Origin of the sequence: uncultured Bacteroides sp., from assembly GCF_905207245.1 — a bacterium.
Taxonomy (GTDB): Bacteria; Bacteroidota; Bacteroidia; order Bacteroidales; family Bacteroidaceae; genus Bacteroides.
Window position 1 is genome coordinate 20,528 of record NZ_CAJLKP010000019.1, and the last position, 17,239, is coordinate 37,766.

The 17,239-nt window shown below is 42.8% G+C and carries 15 protein-coding genes and 1 pseudogene; 11 read left to right on the forward strand and 5 right to left on the reverse strand.

Going from position 1 to position 17,239, the window contains the following annotated elements:
* Nucleotides 1-76 precede the first annotated feature (76 nt).
* The 3 genes from QZ135_RS08100 to QZ135_RS08110 are packed head-to-tail and all read right to left on the reverse strand — an operon-like array spanning nucleotide 77 to nucleotide 3,962.
* The gene (locus tag QZ135_RS08100; RefSeq protein ID WP_217715567.1) at nucleotides 77-1,156 is read right to left on the reverse strand and encodes an AAA family ATPase; all 1,080 of its coding nucleotides are present in this window, start codon (nucleotides 1,154-1,156) and stop codon (nucleotides 77-79) included.
* A 12-nt stretch (nucleotides 1,157-1,168) separates the two neighbouring features.
* Nucleotides 1,169-2,647, reverse strand: a complete 1,479-nt coding sequence (locus QZ135_RS08105) for a DUF5691 domain-containing protein (protein WP_294607682.1) — start codon at nucleotides 2,645-2,647, stop codon at nucleotides 1,169-1,171.
* On the reverse strand, nucleotides 2,634-3,962 hold the full coding sequence (locus QZ135_RS08110) for an SWIM zinc finger family protein (RefSeq protein ID WP_294607685.1): 1,329 nt from the start codon (nucleotides 3,960-3,962) through the stop codon (nucleotides 2,634-2,636). The genes QZ135_RS08105 and QZ135_RS08110 overlap by 14 nt, the downstream gene beginning before the upstream one ends.
* 182 nt (nucleotides 3,963-4,144) lie before the next feature.
* On the opposite strand from QZ135_RS08110, the gene QZ135_RS08115 reads away from it, so the two are divergent.
* Together QZ135_RS08115 and QZ135_RS08120 are read left to right on the forward strand one after the other, a co-directional pair.
* Complete coding sequence (locus QZ135_RS08115; protein ID WP_294607687.1) at nucleotides 4,145-4,897, forward strand: GNAT family N-acetyltransferase; 753 nt, start codon at nucleotides 4,145-4,147, stop codon at nucleotides 4,895-4,897.
* A 56-nt stretch (nucleotides 4,898-4,953) separates the two neighbouring features.
* Nucleotides 4,954-5,589, forward strand: a complete 636-nt coding sequence (locus QZ135_RS08120) for a SagB/ThcOx family dehydrogenase (RefSeq protein WP_294607689.1) — start codon at nucleotides 4,954-4,956, stop codon at nucleotides 5,587-5,589.
* Nucleotides 5,590-5,687: 98 nt separating this feature from the next.
* Here QZ135_RS08120 and QZ135_RS08125 read toward each other — a convergent pair whose 3' ends face one another.
* Complete coding sequence (locus QZ135_RS08125) at nucleotides 5,688-6,818, reverse strand: OmpA family protein (RefSeq protein ID WP_294607692.1); 1,131 nt, start codon at nucleotides 6,816-6,818, stop codon at nucleotides 5,688-5,690.
* A 344-nt stretch (nucleotides 6,819-7,162) separates the two neighbouring features.
* Here QZ135_RS08125 and QZ135_RS08130 point away from each other — a divergent pair, with 344 nt between their 5' ends.
* The 6 genes and pseudogenes from QZ135_RS08130 to QZ135_RS08155 all read left to right on the forward strand — a co-directional run bounded on the left by QZ135_RS08130 (nucleotide 7,163) and on the right by QZ135_RS08155 (nucleotide 12,053).
* Nucleotides 7,163-8,002: an alpha/beta hydrolase gene (locus QZ135_RS08130; RefSeq protein ID WP_294607694.1), complete on the forward strand. Its 840-nt coding sequence runs from the start codon at nucleotides 7,163-7,165 to the stop codon at nucleotides 8,000-8,002.
* A 3-nt stretch (nucleotides 8,003-8,005) separates the two neighbouring features.
* On the forward strand, nucleotides 8,006-8,476 hold the full coding sequence (locus tag QZ135_RS08135; RefSeq protein ID WP_294607697.1) for an RNA polymerase sigma factor: 471 nt from the start codon (nucleotides 8,006-8,008) through the stop codon (nucleotides 8,474-8,476).
* Nucleotides 8,466-9,041, forward strand: coding sequence for a hypothetical protein (locus tag QZ135_RS08140; RefSeq protein WP_294607699.1), 576 nt, complete (start codon nucleotides 8,466-8,468; stop codon nucleotides 9,039-9,041). Before QZ135_RS08135 ends, QZ135_RS08140 begins: the two co-directional genes overlap by 11 nt.
* A complete protein-coding gene (locus QZ135_RS08145; protein WP_294607701.1) occupies nucleotides 9,038-9,958 on the forward strand; it encodes a homocysteine S-methyltransferase family protein in 921 nt (306 codons plus the stop codon). The genes QZ135_RS08140 and QZ135_RS08145 overlap by 4 nt, the downstream gene beginning before the upstream one ends.
* A gap of 106 nt (nucleotides 9,959-10,064) precedes the next feature.
* Nucleotides 10,065-10,970, forward strand: a pseudogene (locus tag QZ135_RS08150) (helix-turn-helix domain-containing protein).
* Nucleotides 10,971-11,051: 81 nt separating this feature from the next.
* Nucleotides 11,052-12,053 (forward strand): aldo/keto reductase, encoded by a 1,002-nt coding sequence (locus QZ135_RS08155; RefSeq protein WP_294607704.1) that lies wholly within the window; start codon nucleotides 11,052-11,054, stop codon nucleotides 12,051-12,053.
* A 24-nt stretch (nucleotides 12,054-12,077) separates the two neighbouring features.
* Here the strand turns inward: QZ135_RS08155 and QZ135_RS08160 are convergent, their stop codons facing one another.
* Nucleotides 12,078-13,463, reverse strand: coding sequence for an alpha/beta hydrolase (locus tag QZ135_RS08160; protein WP_294607707.1), 1,386 nt, complete (start codon nucleotides 13,461-13,463; stop codon nucleotides 12,078-12,080).
* Nucleotides 13,464-13,663: 200 nt separating this feature from the next.
* Here QZ135_RS08160 and QZ135_RS08165 point away from each other — a divergent pair, with 200 nt between their 5' ends.
* The 3 genes from QZ135_RS08165 to QZ135_RS08175 all read left to right on the forward strand — a co-directional run bounded on the left by QZ135_RS08165 (nucleotide 13,664) and on the right by QZ135_RS08175 (nucleotide 17,151).
* Nucleotides 13,664-14,539, forward strand: coding sequence for an AraC family transcriptional regulator (locus QZ135_RS08165; protein WP_294607710.1), 876 nt, complete (start codon nucleotides 13,664-13,666; stop codon nucleotides 14,537-14,539).
* 88 nt (nucleotides 14,540-14,627) lie between these two features.
* On the forward strand, nucleotides 14,628-15,050 hold the full coding sequence (locus QZ135_RS08170) for a pyridoxamine 5'-phosphate oxidase family protein (RefSeq protein WP_294607712.1): 423 nt from the start codon (nucleotides 14,628-14,630) through the stop codon (nucleotides 15,048-15,050).
* 142 nt (nucleotides 15,051-15,192) lie between these two features.
* Entirely contained in the window at nucleotides 15,193-17,151 is a 1,959-nt protein-coding gene (locus QZ135_RS08175) for an LruC domain-containing protein (protein WP_294607714.1), read from the forward strand.
* Nucleotides 17,152-17,239 lie beyond the last annotated feature (88 nt).

A 17,239-nucleotide genomic window follows, 5' to 3' on the forward strand; every position in this document is an offset into this window, starting at 1 on the left:
TTTGAGTCTTTTAGTTCATTAAGATTTTATTTGATTAGCAGATGATTTATGTAGTAACTTAATTGAGATACTCTTATCAAATCATATCTCTTGAAGCCCGGTAAATATCTTTCCATCCATCGCGGTTCTTCACAACCGTCTCCATATACTCCTGCCATACCACTTTATCCTGTACGGGGTCTTTCACCACTGCACCCAGAATACCCGAAACAAGGTCTTCGGCATGTATCTGTCCGTCTCCGAAATATCCCGCCATAGCCAGGCCATTGTTCACCACGGAGATAGCCTCAGCCGTACTCAGCGTTCCGCTTGGACTTTTCAGTTTCGTCTTTCCGTCATTGCTAGCCCCTTGGCGAAGTTCGCGGAAGATGGTAACCACCCGACGGATTTCTTCAAGTGCCGGTTTCTCTGCCGGAAGCTGCATCACCTTTTCAAAGCTTTCCACGCGGCGGCGTACAATGTCTATCTCTTCGTCAATCGTATCCGGTAAAGGAAGAATAACGGTATTGAAACGCCGTTTCAAGGCGCTCGACAGATCATTGACTCCTTTGTCGCGGTTGTTTGCTGTTGCAATGATATTGAAACCGCGTATCGCTTGTACTTCTTTATTCAACTCCGGAACCGGAAGTGTTTTCTCCGAAAGAATAGTGATCAGAGTATCCTGCACGTCAGAACCGATACGTGTCAACTCTTCGATACGTCCTATCTTACCTTCCTGCATAGCCTTCATAATTGGGGTTTGCACCAGTGCACCTTCACTGGGTCCTTCTGCCAGTAGTCGGGCATAGTTCCAACCGTAGCGGATGGCTTCTTCTCCAGTTCCGGCAGTACCTTGCACTATCAGTGTGGAGTTGCCGGAAATGGCAGCGGCAATATGCTCGCTCACCCAGCTTTTCGCCGTACCGGGAAGTCCGTATAGCAGCAATGCGCGGTCTGTTACCAGAGTAGCTACTGCAATCTCCATCAGGCGGCGGTTACCTATATATTTAGGTGAAACTTCAAATCCGTTCTTCAGTTTGCCACCCATCAGGTAGGTGACTACCGATTGCGGAGACATTTCCCAATTTTCGGGAACAGAGTTTGTTTCATTCTTTTTCAGTTCGTGCAGCTCTTCTGCGAATTGCTGTTCGGCATGTTGTCTAAGTAAGGTACTCATATCGTTTTTATATTATTTATTGTCATTGAATATGGTATTTATTTTCTCTTTCATTCTCATGTATTCAGCTATCAACCGACTGAATTTAGCTGCAAAGTGGTCCGATTCATGTGTCAGGGTATATTTCTCCAGTTGAGGATATATTTCCCGGGGTAAGTAGAGCGCCAGGCGTTCTGCGGTTTCTTTGGGAGTATAATAATAATCGCTTTGAAACAATCGCTGCAACACCCGTGCGGAGAACTTGGGTCCCCACTGTTTTCTGTCTTCATTATACCAGGAGTCAAGCACACTGAGGTTCTTGTTTGTGGTCTGGAAGTCGATTTCTTCCCGTTGTTCCGGTGTCAGCAATCCTATCAACGAAGCAAAATAATGTTCACTCGCATCTTCTTTCAACGTTTGGTAAGCCCATAAGTTATCATTGAAATTCACTATCGGCCGGCGCAGGTTGAAGTATTGACTGAACGGAGGCTTTTTTGCCAGTTTGGCGGCTGCCTTTTCCGGAGAACAATCGTATAATTCCGCCCAGAAACTGAGGGGTACACGTTCCGCAAGCTGACGCAGAAGAAATTCGTCGTCCTTCTCCATTTTATTGGGGCTGACTTCTTCCAGTCCTAATTTCTTTAGTTCCGGAGTAAAAGCGATTTTCTCATACGACCAGCCCAGCAGCATCTTGTGACGGAGTTTTCCACGCAGCAAGTCGCAGTATGTCTTTACCAGCTCGGAGTCGGGCAGACTGCACAACAGCCGGCGGGCGGTTTCTTTTACATTACTGCTTCGGTCGGTGGTGATAATTTCTTGTAGGAAAAGTTCATCCTTCTTGCTCAGGTTGATACGAAGGCACTGTATCAGTTCGTCACGGTGGGCGGCGGACTCGTTTTTCAATTCGGTTTGCAACAAGGCAAGTCCCTGTTCCGGGACTTCTTTTCTCAGGCGTTGCAACATTCGCTTCCGTTCTTCGTGCGAGGCGGTTTCCCAAGTCTCGTTTCCGGTGTCTCCCCAGTCGGGAAGTTCCATGTGCGAGAGTAGCCAGCGGCCACGGTTTCCCGTCAGTAAAGAGAGCAATGACTGTTCTTCGTGCTTGTCGGGGTTGTTGCGGTCGTAGGCTCGGGAGATTAGCGGGCGCAGATAGAAAGGCGGAATCAGCTTGTTGCACTGCACCGCTTTCCGGTAAGCATATAATAAGAGGTATCGGTTACGCTCGTTTACCATCTGGACAAGCATTTCGCCGACGGTGCGGTCAAAATAAGGCAGGCTGTCTTCCGGAGCCTCACTGATGGCAGTGGTTTCTTCGGCGGACTGCGGTTCTGTTCCGGCACGCTGATAGGCGAAGGTTAACGCTGCTATCTGATAGAAAGCGGCTTCCGCATCTTCGGCTTTTTCTTGAAGGAGGCGGAAGTTCTCTTCCAATGCTTCCGGGAAGCCGGACGGGGTGAATTCTTTGGTTGCAGTTCCCAGTAATGCTGCATTTATGATTGGCTCAGTTATGTTCATCTCTCCAAATATAACAGTTAGATTGATACCACATCGTGTTCAGTTCCCAGCAATTGGCATCCGCCAGCAGGAAAGCGGCAAAAGGCTTTCCGCCTGTGACGGCAAGGATGTCTGTTTTCGTTGTTTCCTGCATCTGCACGGGCATGCGTTCGTTGTTCACGTCCTGTATGTACAGTTGCTTTCCTTGTGTGGACAGCCTGATGTTCTCTACCAATATAGGTACGTTTTCGGCAAACGGATTGACTTGCAGCGTTTCCCTGTATCGGCTTGCGGCTTCCTGCAGGTTGCTGCAAAAATGCGGAATGTATGTCTCACCGGATAATTCGCACTCCTTGAACAGTGCGCGCAGGTTGCCTACTCCTTTGTAGAAACAGAGTTTGGCGTGATAGATGCTTCCGGGCACAAGGTTGTATTCGGGCAATGAGCCGGGAGTCGTGAAGCTGAGGTAAACGGCGAAACGGTTGCTTTGCTGGCCATGCAGCCAGTAGATATCATTGTTCAGTTCATTCACCTTTTGGCTCTTTTTGTGGAGTACTATCCATTGGTCTTCAACGGCTTCTCCCGCCCGCCCCTCTTCTTTGGACTGCGGGTAGCCTATCTGGGTGCGGATTTCATTCTGCCAGTCTTCCGGTTGCTGTTCCAGGGTTTTATAGGCTTTCATCAGCAGATAGAGCTTTCCGAGTTGGTCGGTCAGTTTGTACTTCCAGGTTTCATCGTAAAAGTTGATTTCCTGAATGGTTCTCAACCGGTTGGCAAGTCCGGAAGCCTGTGCATCGATCATGCGGCGGGCAATACCGTCAAAAAGAGTATAAGCCCGTTCCGGTATGTTGATGAACCCGTTGCGCAACAAGTCCTTTATCCAGATTTCCAATTCGTCTATACCGTTCAGCACTTTGGTATGGCGCATGGCTTGCCGTTTGGCTTGCGCTGCTTCGTCTACGGGAGCATCGCTTTTGGCTTTCTGCTCTTTCTTTTCCGCTTTCTCTTCCCGTTTGGAAAGCCAGGCAGTCACCCAGTCCGGTTCGTCCGTTTCTTTGAATAAATCAGTTTGCGCGGCATACAAAAATAGAAGTCCCAACCCATGTTTGCATGGAAACTTCCGGCTTGGGCACGAACATTTGAATGCAACATTTTTTGTATCGACTACGGTCTGGTATGGAGTCTTTCCACTTCCTTGGCAGTGTCCCCAGATGGCGCGGTCGCTGTGTTCCAGCAACACCCATTTGGCTTTTGTCGCTAAGCCTTTTCCCGCTTTCACGGAAGCTGCATCCGGGGCTAATTGTATGATTTGTTCTTCTGTTAGGTTTAATAACATGATAATCTTAGTCAGCTATTAGTATATTTTTAGATTGCAAGTATAGCGTTTTTTTCTGTTTTTGCCATCGCAGTGGCAAAGTTTTGCCAATTAAATTTCATCAAAAAACTGATGTGTATCTGATTATAAATACATATATTTGCGATACATTCAACAAAGATAAATTTGAAGTGAGAATACCTATGAATACTGATTTTATAAACCTGACAACAGAAAACCTTGCCAGTGAGCATTTGTGCTGTATTATCCGTAGTAAAAAGCCTCATCCGGGTGTTGAAGCAAAGCGGCAATGGCTTGCAGAACGCTTGAAGGAAGGACATGTCTTCAGAAAGTTGAACATAAAAGGCTGCGTTTTCATAGAATATGCTCCTCTTGAAATGGCTTGGGTGCCTATCATTGGCAACAACTATTATTATGTGTATTGCCTGTGGGTTACGGGTGGCCCGAAAGGGAATGGGTATGGGCGCGCACTGATGGAGTATTGCTTGGCTGATGCCAAAGAAAAAGGTAAATCCGGTGTTTGTATGCTTGGAGCGAAGAAACAAAAATCCTGGCTTTCTGACCAGTCATTTGCAAGGAAGTTTGGCTTTGAGGTTGTTGATACTACCGATAATGGGTATGAACTGCTTGCACTTTCTTTTGATGGAACAACACCTGCGTTTGCTCCCAATGCTAAGAAACTGGAGATTGAAAACAAAGAGCTAACCATTTATTATGATATGCAATGCCCCTATATCTGTCAAAGCATTGAGAACGTAAAGCAGCATTGTGAAGTGAATGATGTTCCGGTTTCCTTCATTCAAGTGGATACGCTGCAAAAAGCAAAGGAATTGCCTTGTGTCTTCAATAACTGGGGCGCATTCTATAAAGGAAAGTTTGAAACAGTGAATTTGTTGTTGGATGTCAACTATTTAAAGAGAATACTCAAAAAATAAAAATAGATTCCCTTTTTTGATTATATTTGCCTCATAACTTTAAAAATACCACAGTTATGAGAAAAGTACAACTATTATTAGTTTGTTTAGTGCTTTCAGTGGCTGCTTCTGCTGCTGATAAAGTCGTTAAGTTACCAAAGCCCAATTTGAATCGTGCCGGTGCGGTGATGAAAGCATTATCCGAACGTCAGTCTACACGCGAATATGCTTCGAAGGCATTGAATCTTGCTGACTTGTCGGATTTGTTATGGGCTGCTAACGGAATCAATCGTCCGGAGTCCGGAAAGCGGACAGCTCCGTCGGCTTTGAATAAGCAGGATGTAGATGTGTATGTGATACTGCCCGAAGGGAGCTATTTGTATGACGCAAAAAATCATCAGTTAACTTTGGTTGCCGAAGGAGATTATCGTGATGCGGTTGCCGGCGGACAGGACTTTGTGAAAGCGGCTCCGTTATCCCTGGTATTAGTTAGTGATGTTTCCCGTTTTGGTGATGCTCAAAAAACACAGAATCAAGTAGTGGGAGCTATGGATGTTGGTATTGTTTCACAGAATATCTCTTTGTTCTGCTCTGCTGCCAAGTTGGCTACAGTGCCGCGTGGTTCGATGGATGCCACTCAGCTAAAGAAGGTTTTGAAACTGAAAGATGCCCAGATTCCTATGCTGAATCATCCTGTGGGCTACTTTAAATGATGGAATGAATAAAAGAAATGAGGAGCAAAGACAACTATTGTTGATTTTGCTCCTCATTTTTTTGTGAAGTGGGATATTTATCCACTCTATTTTTTAGCTTATTTATTTGTATCTTCAATGGTACAGATACTAACGCGGTTCCAATCCGGTTCCGTGAACATATCGCCCACTCCCTGACCTTCGGCTGTAATACGGTCGGGACTGATTTTGTACTTCTTCACTAGGATGGACTTCACTGCTTCAGCACGTGCATTGGCAATTCTTGCATTCACTTCGGCACTGCCTTCCGGAGAAGCGTATCCTTTAATGGTAACCACTGTATTCGTATATTTTTTCATATAAGAAGCTACGCGTTCAACGTTCGGTAATTGTGAAGCATCGACTGTAGACCTGCCTTGTCTGAACGTGATGATAGATTCCGGAATCAGGTTTGTCTTCTTCACTACAACAACTTTTGCTGCTTCATTGCGGCACTTGTCGAGTTCTTGTTTCAGCCCGCCGATTGTCTGGGTAGCATCATTTATCACGTTGTTTCTTTCATTTACCTGTTGGCGCAAGTTATTGATCGTACCGTTCAGTTCATTGATTTCGGCTGGGTCATATAGTTTTGCCAAAGTGAAGTGATGGCTTCCGTTGCTGCCACCGAAGTGATAGGCTACGCCTGCTGTCAGTTCAAATGCCGCATTGTTTGCATTGAAGCGGCTCCGGTTGTGGTCGCCTTGCATATCATATACCAGTGCCGGTTTCACTCCGATAGTCCACGCCTTGCTTTCGCCGAGGTTGAAGTTGAGGTTCAGTCCGAAACGACTGGACCAGGAATTCACATCTCCAGGGCCGTTCATGTAGTAGTGCAGCCATCCCGCACCGGCTACGGCTTCGACTTCGAATATGCGGGGAATGCCCGTATAGCCTGCGAACAGGTTCATCAGGTTGACTTTACCCAATAAGCTAAGGTCGGAAGCATCGAAGGCTGTTTTGCTATTCGAGGTGTTTATATATCCCATACCTTGAACACCCAGTCCGAAAACAGGAGTCAGTTGCTTAGTAAACTCAATTCCCAAAGCCGGACGAGCATTTTTGAAGAATGCACTGTGGGTTACAGGAGTTATCATGCCGGTTTTTAGCTCTACAGACCAGTTGTCTGTGAATTTGCTTCCTTGTACAGTAGTCTGGGCATTCGCTGTGAATGCTGCTGCTACAAAAACTGATAGAATAATTGATTTTTTCATAATTAAAATAATTAAATTTTATATATCCTGACTGGTTTATCTCCTTTCAGGAGTTAATAGTTTTGGTTTAAATTGTCGAAAAACAGGCGCTTGGCTTAAAATAAATAGAACTGACAGGATCTCTTTTTCATAATTCAGTTTTCTTTGATTTATAGTTAAGTCTGCTGTTTATTTACAACAACATTATTTTTGAAAAAATAGTTCGCTATCTCAAAATGGAATTAACAACTATTTATCATTCATCTCTTAATTTACTGGTGGAGTTGAGATGGTCTGAAAAATAAATTAGCCGTTTCTGTAACATTCTGAAGCCTCTTGTATCTAAAAGATAAATCTAAAAACGAATGATAATGAAAAAAGTGTTTTTTGTCATAGTGGTCGTTCTTGCTTCCTCTTTAGTTCATGCACAAGATTACTCCTTTTCAGCAATTAAATCAGGGACGGGAAAGCAAGCTATTGTATTTATTCCAGGGTTTGCTTGTTCGGGAGATGTCTGGAAGGAAACTGTTGAAGCGTTGAAGAAGGATTATACTTGCTATGTTTTGACGATGGCAGGCTTTGCAGGAGTTTCACCGGAAAAGAACCCTTCATTTGAGAGCTGGAAAATGCAGATAGCCCGGTTTATAAAAGAGAAGAATATAGAAAAGCCGATTCTTATTGGCCATAGTATGGGAGGTGGGTTGGCACTTGCAATTGCATCCGATTTTCCTTATCTTGCCGGGAAAATTGTAGTAGTGGATGCCTTGCCTTGTTTAATGGCTCTGACCAATCCGGAATTTAAGTCGTTTCCTGATAAGGATTGTTCGGAGATGATTAACCGGATCAGCGCGATGAATGAAGAAGAATTCGCCCGGATGCAAAGAATGAGTGCTGCAAGTCTTACTACCGATTCATCGAAATTCGATGAGATTGTAAATTGGGGATTGAAGTCCGACCGCGAAACATTCGCTAAGATGTATTGTGATTTCTCGAACACCGATTTGAGGGAACGGATAAAGAGCATAACAGTTCCTTCTTTGATTTTGCTGGAACCTCATTTCAAGAATATAGAAGCGGTTATAAAAGAACAATATAAAAAACTGTCTACAGTGCAGTTTGCATATGCTAATAAGGGGTTGCATTTCGTGATGTTTGATGATAAAGAGTGGTTTATGAATCAGATAAGTGAATTCATTAAAGAATAAAAAGTGGAATTTGAAGTAATATATAAGGAATACTGGGGCAAAATATTCCGTTTGTGTATGGGATACGTAAACGACTATAATTTAGCGCAGGATATGGCTCAGGACACATTTGTCAAAGTATGGCAACATCTGCCTGCTTTCAGGAATGAAGCCAATATCAGTACCTGGATATTCCGTATTGCAACCAACAATTGCCTTCGCCAATTGGAGCGGCAGCAACGAATCGTTTCAACCGAATTACCTGTTGATTTACCCGAGGAGGAAGTTGTAGATATCGAACCTCAGATCCGCATATTGTATAAGTCTATAGCCGAACTTCCAGAGATAGACCGTATCATTATTTCGCTGGAACTGGAAGATGTCAGGCAATCGGATATTGCACAAATCGTAGGATTGTCCGAGAGCAATATCCGAGTGAAACTCCATCGTATAAAAGCGTTGTTAACAAAGAAAATGAAAGAATATGGAAAATGATATAGATATACGGGAATTGTGGAACAGGCAGGTGGTGCCGGCTGTTGACCAGTCCGGCATACTTGGAAAAATAGAAAGTTTCAGAAAAAAGAGAATTAGGAGAACGGTCATCCTCAATGTGGTTTTATTGCTTACTATTCTCTTTATCATCTTTATCTGGGTGTACTTTAAACCGGAATTGATGAGTACCAAAATAGGAATAATACTATCGGTCCTTCCAATGGGAGCGGTTCTTGTTTTTAATAATGGTTTGACTTCATTATATAGGAAAATAGACGAAAAACAGTCGAATATGGATTACCTGAATGCTTTGCTTAAGGTCAGAAGCAGGGAGCATATCATGCAGACCAAACTGATGAATCTCTATTTCATTTTGTTGTCCGCAGGAATTGGACTCTATATGTATGAATATACTTTAAAAAGATCTTTCATATTCGGTGTGGCAGCATATTCTGTTGTACTTTTATGGATCGGTTTTAACTGGTTCTTTTTGCGGCCGAGAATGATTGAAAAGAATAAGCGAAAGATGGAAGACTTGATAAAACAAATAAAGAAACTCTTATGAATTTCAGAACCTGTATAACTTCTAATTCTCCGATACTAATGGAAGGAGCACTGGGAGAACGCCTCAAGCGTGAATATGGATTGGATATCAATGGCAATGTTGCTATGGCTGACCTGATTTATAACGAAAAAGGACGGATGGCACTGAAAAGCTTGTGGCGTGAATATATCAGTATTGCACACAAATATAGTTTGCCATTCATGGCTACTACTCCTACACGGAGGGCGAATAAGGAACGGGTTGTGAAGTCGGGATATGATGAGACTATTATCCTGGATAATGTGGATTTTCTTCGGAGAATTAAAGATACGTCAGACCTCGAAATGTACATGGGCGGTTTGATGGGATGCAAAGGAGATGCTTATACCGGTGCCGGTGCTTTGGGAACGGAAGAAGCTCACGATTTTCATTATTGGCAAGCGCAGTTATTCAAAAAGGGAAAAGTGGATTTCCTTTACGCAGGTATTATGCCTGTGCTGGCCGAAGCGGCAGGTATGGCGAAAGCGATGTCCGATACTGATATTCCATATATCATTAGCTTTACAATACAGAGAGACGGAAAACTCATTGGCGGACATACCATTGACTATGCTATACGTTTTATTGATGACAACGTGCCTCACAAGCCTGTATGCTATATGACGAATTGTGTGCATCCCTGTATTGTGTGCGAAGCCCTTTTACATGAATTCAATCAAACTGAAACAGTACGTACTCGTTTCATTGGCATTCAAGCCAACACCTCTGCCTTGTCTTACAGTGAGTTGGACGGTTCCTGCGACTTGAAGTGCTCTTCACCTCTTGACTTGGCGGAAAGTATGATGAAACTGAAATCAGAATATAATTTTAGGATATTTGGCGGTTGTTGCGGAACGGATAACAGGCATATGGAGGAAATTGCAAAAATACTTCAATAAGGAGCATTTATTGGTTGATTCAGAATGATTTATTGTGAATTACTTTATTCTGCTGCGGTAGAATTAAAGAAGAATCAGTAAATTTGTAGCAAAACCCATATGCATTATGCCTGAAACAATTCCTCAATTCTATAAGAGAATACAATGCTACGGCCCGAAGCCGGATGCCGTTTATTCCAAAGAGAAAGAATATTTCAATCTCTTCTTCCGGCAATGTAACTTCGGGACGGTGCAATTCAGTTATCGGGATTTCTATAAAGTGACTCTGATAGTGGGGACGGGAAAATTGTATTATGCCGATAAATGGATATTGGTGGACCGTCCTGCCTTGTTATTCTCTAATCCTTTGGTGCCTTATGCGTGGGAGTCAGTCAGTGAAGAACAGAAAGGAATGTTTTGCATATTTAATGAACAGTTTGTACGAACGGAAGAGAAGAACGGCTCTTTAGCAAATACACCTTTGTTCAGGCTGACGGGTGATAAGGTTTTCTTTTTGGATGAAGTGCAATTGGCGAATGTGCAAAACATATATGCCCGGATGCAGGAGGAACTACAATCTGACTATGCAGGCAAGTCCGATGTATTGCGGTGTTATCTGCATTTATTGATACATACGGCTGTGAAGATGCAGGATATCAATCAGTATGAATCGCATCCGAATGCTTCGCAACGCATTGCCGAATTGTTTCTTGAATTATTAGAAAGACAGTTTCCAGTAGATTACCCCCGTGCCGCACTGATTTTGCATACTCCTGCCGATTATGCCGACCGGTTGTCCGTACACGTCAACCATCTGAATAAGGCTATTAAAGAGACTACCGGAAAAACGACATCCGAACTGATTGCCGGAAGAGTCGTCAAAGAAGCTACCCAATATTTGTAGCATACCAATCGCTCCATATCTGAAATTGCATTCAGCCTGGGCTTTGAATCTATTTCCTATTTCAGTAAATTCTATCGTAAACATACCGATCAGTCACCGACCAAAGTGCGGGAACAGGCAACTATTTGATTTGTACAAATGATGCTTTGAATAGTGCTAATCCATCCGTGTGCTATCGCCTAATTTTGCATCGACTTAAATATTAGAATTATGAAGTATAGAAAGTTAGGTAAAACGGATGTGCAACTGTCCGCAATAGGGTTGGGTTGCATGGGGATGAGTGCTGCGTATGGAACGGCGGATGAGAAAGAGAGTATGGCAACGTTGTATCGTGCCCTGGAACTTGGCGTGAACTTTTGGGATACGGCGGATGTCTATGGCAACGGAGCCAATGAAGAACTGCTCTCTAAAGTGCTGTGCGAAAAGAGAAATCAAATTTTTATTGCGACGAAGTTCGGTTTCAGGTTGCGTAATGAGAAAGGCAGCGTGTTTGGTGGAGGCGAGAGCTATGTGGATGGCTCTCCCGCATATGTCAGGCAGGCGGTGGAGAAAAGCCTCAGACGGTTGAAGATTGAGACGATAGATTTGTACTATGCCCACCGGATAGATTCGTCTGTTCCTGTTGAGGAAACGGTAGGGGCGATGGCTGAACTGGTAAAAGAGGGCAAGGTCCGTTATCTGGGACTGAGCGAGTGTTCTCCCGAAACTTTGAGAAAAGCTAATGCCGTGCATCCCATTGCCGCCGTTGAGAGTGAGTATTCTTTGCTGACTCGTGATGTGGAAAAGGAAATAGTGCCATTGACGAAAGAACTGGAGATTACCCTGGTGTCTTTTTCACCTTTAGGCAGGGGACTGGTGACTAATACAATTCATGTAGAAGCTCTGGGAACGGATGATTACCGAAAGCATCTGCCCCGCTACAACGGTGAACATTGGGAAAACAATCAAAGGTTATCTGCCGGATTTGCGGAAATCGCAGCGGGGAAGGGGATTACTCCTGCACAGTTTGCCTTGGCCTGGGTGTTGGCACAAAGTGAGAATCTCATTCCTATACCGGGAACCAAACGCTCCCGGTATCTGGAAGAGAATGCAAAAGCTGCTGATGTGGATTTGTCTGCCGAAGATATTGCGGACATAGAACATCTGTTGAAGAAGTACCCCAATGTCGGCGACAGATACAATGAGCGTGAATTCAAGTTTGTAGGTAAATAAGCATCGGGGGTAATCTCCGGATATTTATTTCTTCTTCAAATTGAGAATCCATTCTGACATATCTTTCAGCACTTCTGGGCTTATAGTTTCTTCCAGTTGTCCGTATTCGTTGATAGTACAAGTCTTGCACGCTTGAAACAGATGGTTCAGACCGGGATATTCTTTAGTGGTGACTTGTTTGTTTCCGTTGGATTTCACCCACTGCTCCACTGCTCCGAGGTTCATGTCGGCGTCTACTTGCAGGTCTTTCTCTCCATTGAGAGCCAGGACGGGGCATTTGGTCTTCTTTAAGTCGGAAGTAGGGTCATATCTCATGAAATGCAAATACCAGGGGGAGAGCATTGAGTTCATTTGAGCCTCTGCCTGTTTCATGACATTGGGGTCTTGCAGTTGTCCGGGAGAAAGTGTTTGCGCAACATTGGCATACAATTCCTTCCGGATTTCTTCTGTACTCTTATCCTGGGTTAATAAAGCGTAGCGGGTGCGTAGCACGGGTTTAGTCAATTCCCATGCAGCATCCGGCATACCGCTGGATTTGGAAATCATCTCACTTTGTTTTAGTATCAGGCTGTCTCCCTGAATGGTGGCGCCTGCCAACGAAACGATGAAAGCCACTTCTTTATTCCGGGCAGCCAGCATAAAAGCTATGGTTCCTCCGGCACTGTGCCCGATGATTCCTATTTGTTTGGAATTTATTTCTTTCCTGCTTTTCAGATACTGGAAAGCAGCTTCCGCATCGCTGGCAAAATCTTCATTCGTGGCAGATGCATATACTCCTTTCGACTTGCCTACACCTCTGTCATCGCAGCGCAAAACGGCTATTCCGTTGCGGGTTAAGTAATCGGCAATCACTAAAAAAGGTTTGTGTCCCATGATTTCTTCATCCCTGTTTTGCGGGCCACTACCAGTCACTAATACTACTGCCGGAAATTTACTCCCTTGTTCAGGCAAAGTCAATGTTCCGGCAAGTGTGATGCCGACTTGCGGATTTTCAATGGTTATGTCTTCCACTTTGTAAGGGAAAGGGGGTTGAGGCTCTTGCGGACGGTTCATCTTGGCGGATTCTCCTTTTTCCAAATCTAATTTCAATGGGATGCCTTGTGTGAAGTTTCCATATATCTTGTTGTCCGCTCCGAGTTTTCCCTTATAAGAGGCATGTATATTGGGAATCTGAATCGTTAGTACCGAATCTTTGAAAAGGGTTGATTCTGTAGGAATACCCTTAACTCCCTGATCCGGACTGTCGCAGGTGGATGTATAACCTTGTTCCGTCTTTTGCAGATTGAAGCAAATGGTGAGTGAACCGGTAGGGAGTGATAATTTTCCGTTCCACGTACCTGAAATATCCTGGGAATAGATGCAAACAGGAACAAGTATTCCCATTAGTAATAAGGCAAACTGTTTCTTCATTAGAGTAATTTTTATATGTATTGATTGTCAAAGTTAGTAAAAGAAATGACAAGGAAATAAATATTCATTCTAAATATCACCGGCAGATGCGAAAAACATAATTTTAAATCAGGTGTGTAAGTGGAATTATGACAGGAATGAATATATTTGCGGGTTGTAATTTCATGGTAAGAGTTTATTCATAAATAAGAGATTATTAAATGAAGAAATCAATCCCCCGGTATACGTTTTATAAACATAAGTATGGGAGTGAACTTTTAGTGGATGTCGTGGAACTGAAATACGTGAAGCGGTTTCTGGCTAAAGGGGCTGTGCATACGTTGACTTATTATGATATTACTTTCATTACGGAAGGGGAGGGGAGATTCTCTATTGATAATCAGATATGTGAAGCAATTCCCGGCGATGTGTTCTTCTCCAAACCTGGCGAAATACGGAATTGGGATACGGCCCATATTGCAGATGGTTATGCGCTGATTTTTGAAGATGAGTTCTTGTCTTCCTTCTTCAAGGACTCTTTGTTTGTGCAACATCTCCCGTTCTTCAATCTGGAAAAGACAGCTTCTAAACTCCATTTGTCTGATGAACTTTATAAGCGCATGATGCAGCTTCTGCATGATATAAAGGCAGAAATCGGCTTGTACAGACAGAATGATGTGCATGTGCTGAGGGCATTGCTTTACGAAGCCCTTATGCTGCTGAACCGGGGCTATCTGAATATACTATCTCAGGTAGAGAAGGATAAGGAAGCCGGCAGCATTCACGTCAGCAGATTTGTAGAACTGGTCGGAGCGAACCTGAAAGAACAACATTCCGTCCGTTTTTATGCAGATAAGCTCTGTATTACTCCTAACTATCTGAATGAGATTGTAAATTCGGCAATGAACATCAGTGCCAAACAATACATCCTGAATAAGATTATGGATGAGGCCAAAAAGCAGCTTATCTACACCGATAATTCCATATCAGACATGGCGTTTGAACTTCATTTCTCCACTGTAGCTTATTTCGTCCGCTGTTTCCGGCAGTGTACGGGAGAGACGCCATTAGCTTACCGGAAACTATATAAACCGTGAAAAGTGCTATTTCTCCCTTTGTTTTTATTACATTGATTCTCTGTGCCGTGTTTATCTTTGCCGCAACAATAACTTATAAAAAAATGAGATGATGAGAGATGCAGAGAAAACAGTAGGAGGCATGATTGATAAGTTGAAAACCGCTTTCATTGGTTCGATAGATGCGGAAGGTTTTCCGAATATCAAAGCTATGTTGCAGCCCCGAAAAAGGGAAGGGATAAAAGTTATCTACCTGACCACGAACACTTCGTCGATGCGTGTTGCACAATACCGGAAGAATAATCATGCAAGTATTTACTTTTGTGATACAAGATTCTTCCGGGGAGTGATGTTGCGAGGCACAATGGAAGTACTGACCGACGGCGCCAGTAAGGAAATGATATGGCAGGACGGCGATACCATGTATTATCCGGAAGGTGTGACCGATCCCGACTATTGTGTCCTGAAATTTACGGTAATTTCCGGTAGATTTTATAGTAACTTTAAGTCGGAAAATTTTGTAGTTGACTAATAATCAGATGGCTTTATCTTCTTAATACTAAACTTGTCTTTTTTGTGTTACTCTTTGTCCATTTTGTGGCTATTGTCTCGGTTGATATAGCCTAATTTTGCACATAGTTTATTACTAACTATGTAATCTTAAGAATGTATTTATGAGACAAAAGTACTTAAAAGGTATTATGATTGTGGCTGTCACAATCGTATTCGGCAGCTTGGTGACAGGATGCATGGAAAAAGACGTGTATAATCCGGATGCAGGAAAACAACCTTTGCCTGATGCGGATGAATATTTCGGTTTTGAAACACGTGGTGATGTAAAACTTCTGGTGAACTATGATGTTCCGGGTTTTACTGCTCTTGTAGAAGTATATGACGAGAATCCTATGGAGATAGTAGAAGGTACGTCGGTGAAAAAAGAAGGAGTGGAGGCTATATTCAAAACTTATACGGATAACAACGGAAAGTATGAGGGGAAAATGAATATACCGACCTCGGTGGAGAAAATTTATTTATGTACAGAAACCTGGGGGTTGCCAAGATGTGTGGAAATGGAAATTAAAGACAATGCTGTTAGCCTTGATATGAGTGTGAATCAGTTAAGACCTTCTACGCGATCTTATTCCTTTAGTGAAGCAAAGCCTCCGTATACTATTGATAAGTCTAAGAATCTTTATTCACTGTGTAAATGGGGAGAGGGAGGAAATCTTACTTATATTTATAATAACAGTACTTTAAATAAAGATTACATTAATAAGGGTTATATTAAGTCTGTGAATCAGATTGGTGATGAGAATATTTCAGATGTAACAAACCGTCTGAAGAAATTCTTCAGTTCTTATAATGCAAAAGGGGATAACTCAGGATTGTTTGTAGCACCCGAGGTTACTAATATAAAGATAAAAGAGAAAACAAAATTGGATGTGGTATTCCTTGATCGGGATGCTTCTTTTGATAATACGTTTGGGTACTATTTTTATAAGAAATCAGATAGAGTAAATGTGAACAGTGTGAAGAAATATATTGTATTTCCAAATGTTTCCTTCTCAGCGTTTGGAGGTCAATTACCTATACTAAAGTGTGGAAATACAGTACGTTTACTCTATTATGATGATGCCGGTAATGCCACAGAAGAATTTCCGGAAGGATATATGGTAGGCTGGTTTCTCTATGCTGATGGATATAATGGCTACAAACATGATTATAATGTTGGAACAGATGAAATTAAAACAACCACTCTCCGTACTTCTAATGAGGCTGTTCAGAATTGGAATGGATTCGTTTCTGTGAAAGATGAGAAGAGCGGAAAAACGATTATAGGAGTTGAAGATGGAGCGAACCAAAGCTACTGTGACCTCTTATTCTATGTAGACGCCACTCCGGAAGGAAGTATTGATGATCCCGATAGACCTATTATTAAACCTGATGACGGTAAAGACGATCCGGAACCGGATCCGGTGGAACCTCTGAAAGGTACATTGGCCTTTGAAGATATCTGGCCTTCGGGCGGTGATTATGACATGAATGATGTAATAGTAGAATACAGGCGTGAAGTTGCCTTTAATACCAAGAATATGGTAACGAAGATAACCGATATATTTACTCCGGTACACGATGGCGCTACATTCTCAAATGCGTTCGCTTATCAGATAGATCCCGGACAATTTGGTAAAGTGACCTCAACGGGTGTAAAAGTAGAAAGTGAAACGTCGTCCATTATAGTGACACCTAATGCTAAGGAAAGTATCGGTAAGACTTATACAATAACCAGGGAATTTAATGCTTCATTTACGAAAGATGATTTGAAGGCTTATAATCCATATATCATTGTAAAATATGCTGAGGGACAAAAGGATAGGACAGAGGTGCATTTGCCTAAGTATAAAGCCACATCCTTAGCGAATCAGTCCCTTATCGGCACTAATCAAGATGCTTATTACATTGATCGTGAAGGGGAATATCCGTTTGCCATTGATATTCCTGTATTGGGCTTCAAGCCGGTGACAGAATCTCACCGTATTGACAGTGAATATCTTGATTTCTCGAAATGGGCAGAGTCAAAGGGTACTAAATATACAGACTGGTATAATAATTATTCCGGTCCCAAAAAATAATCTAATTGATGGGGATGGAGCAAACGGACAGCCTATGACTGAATAGTTTGCTCCATTTTTTTGTTTTAATGGTCTCAGCATATCTCTT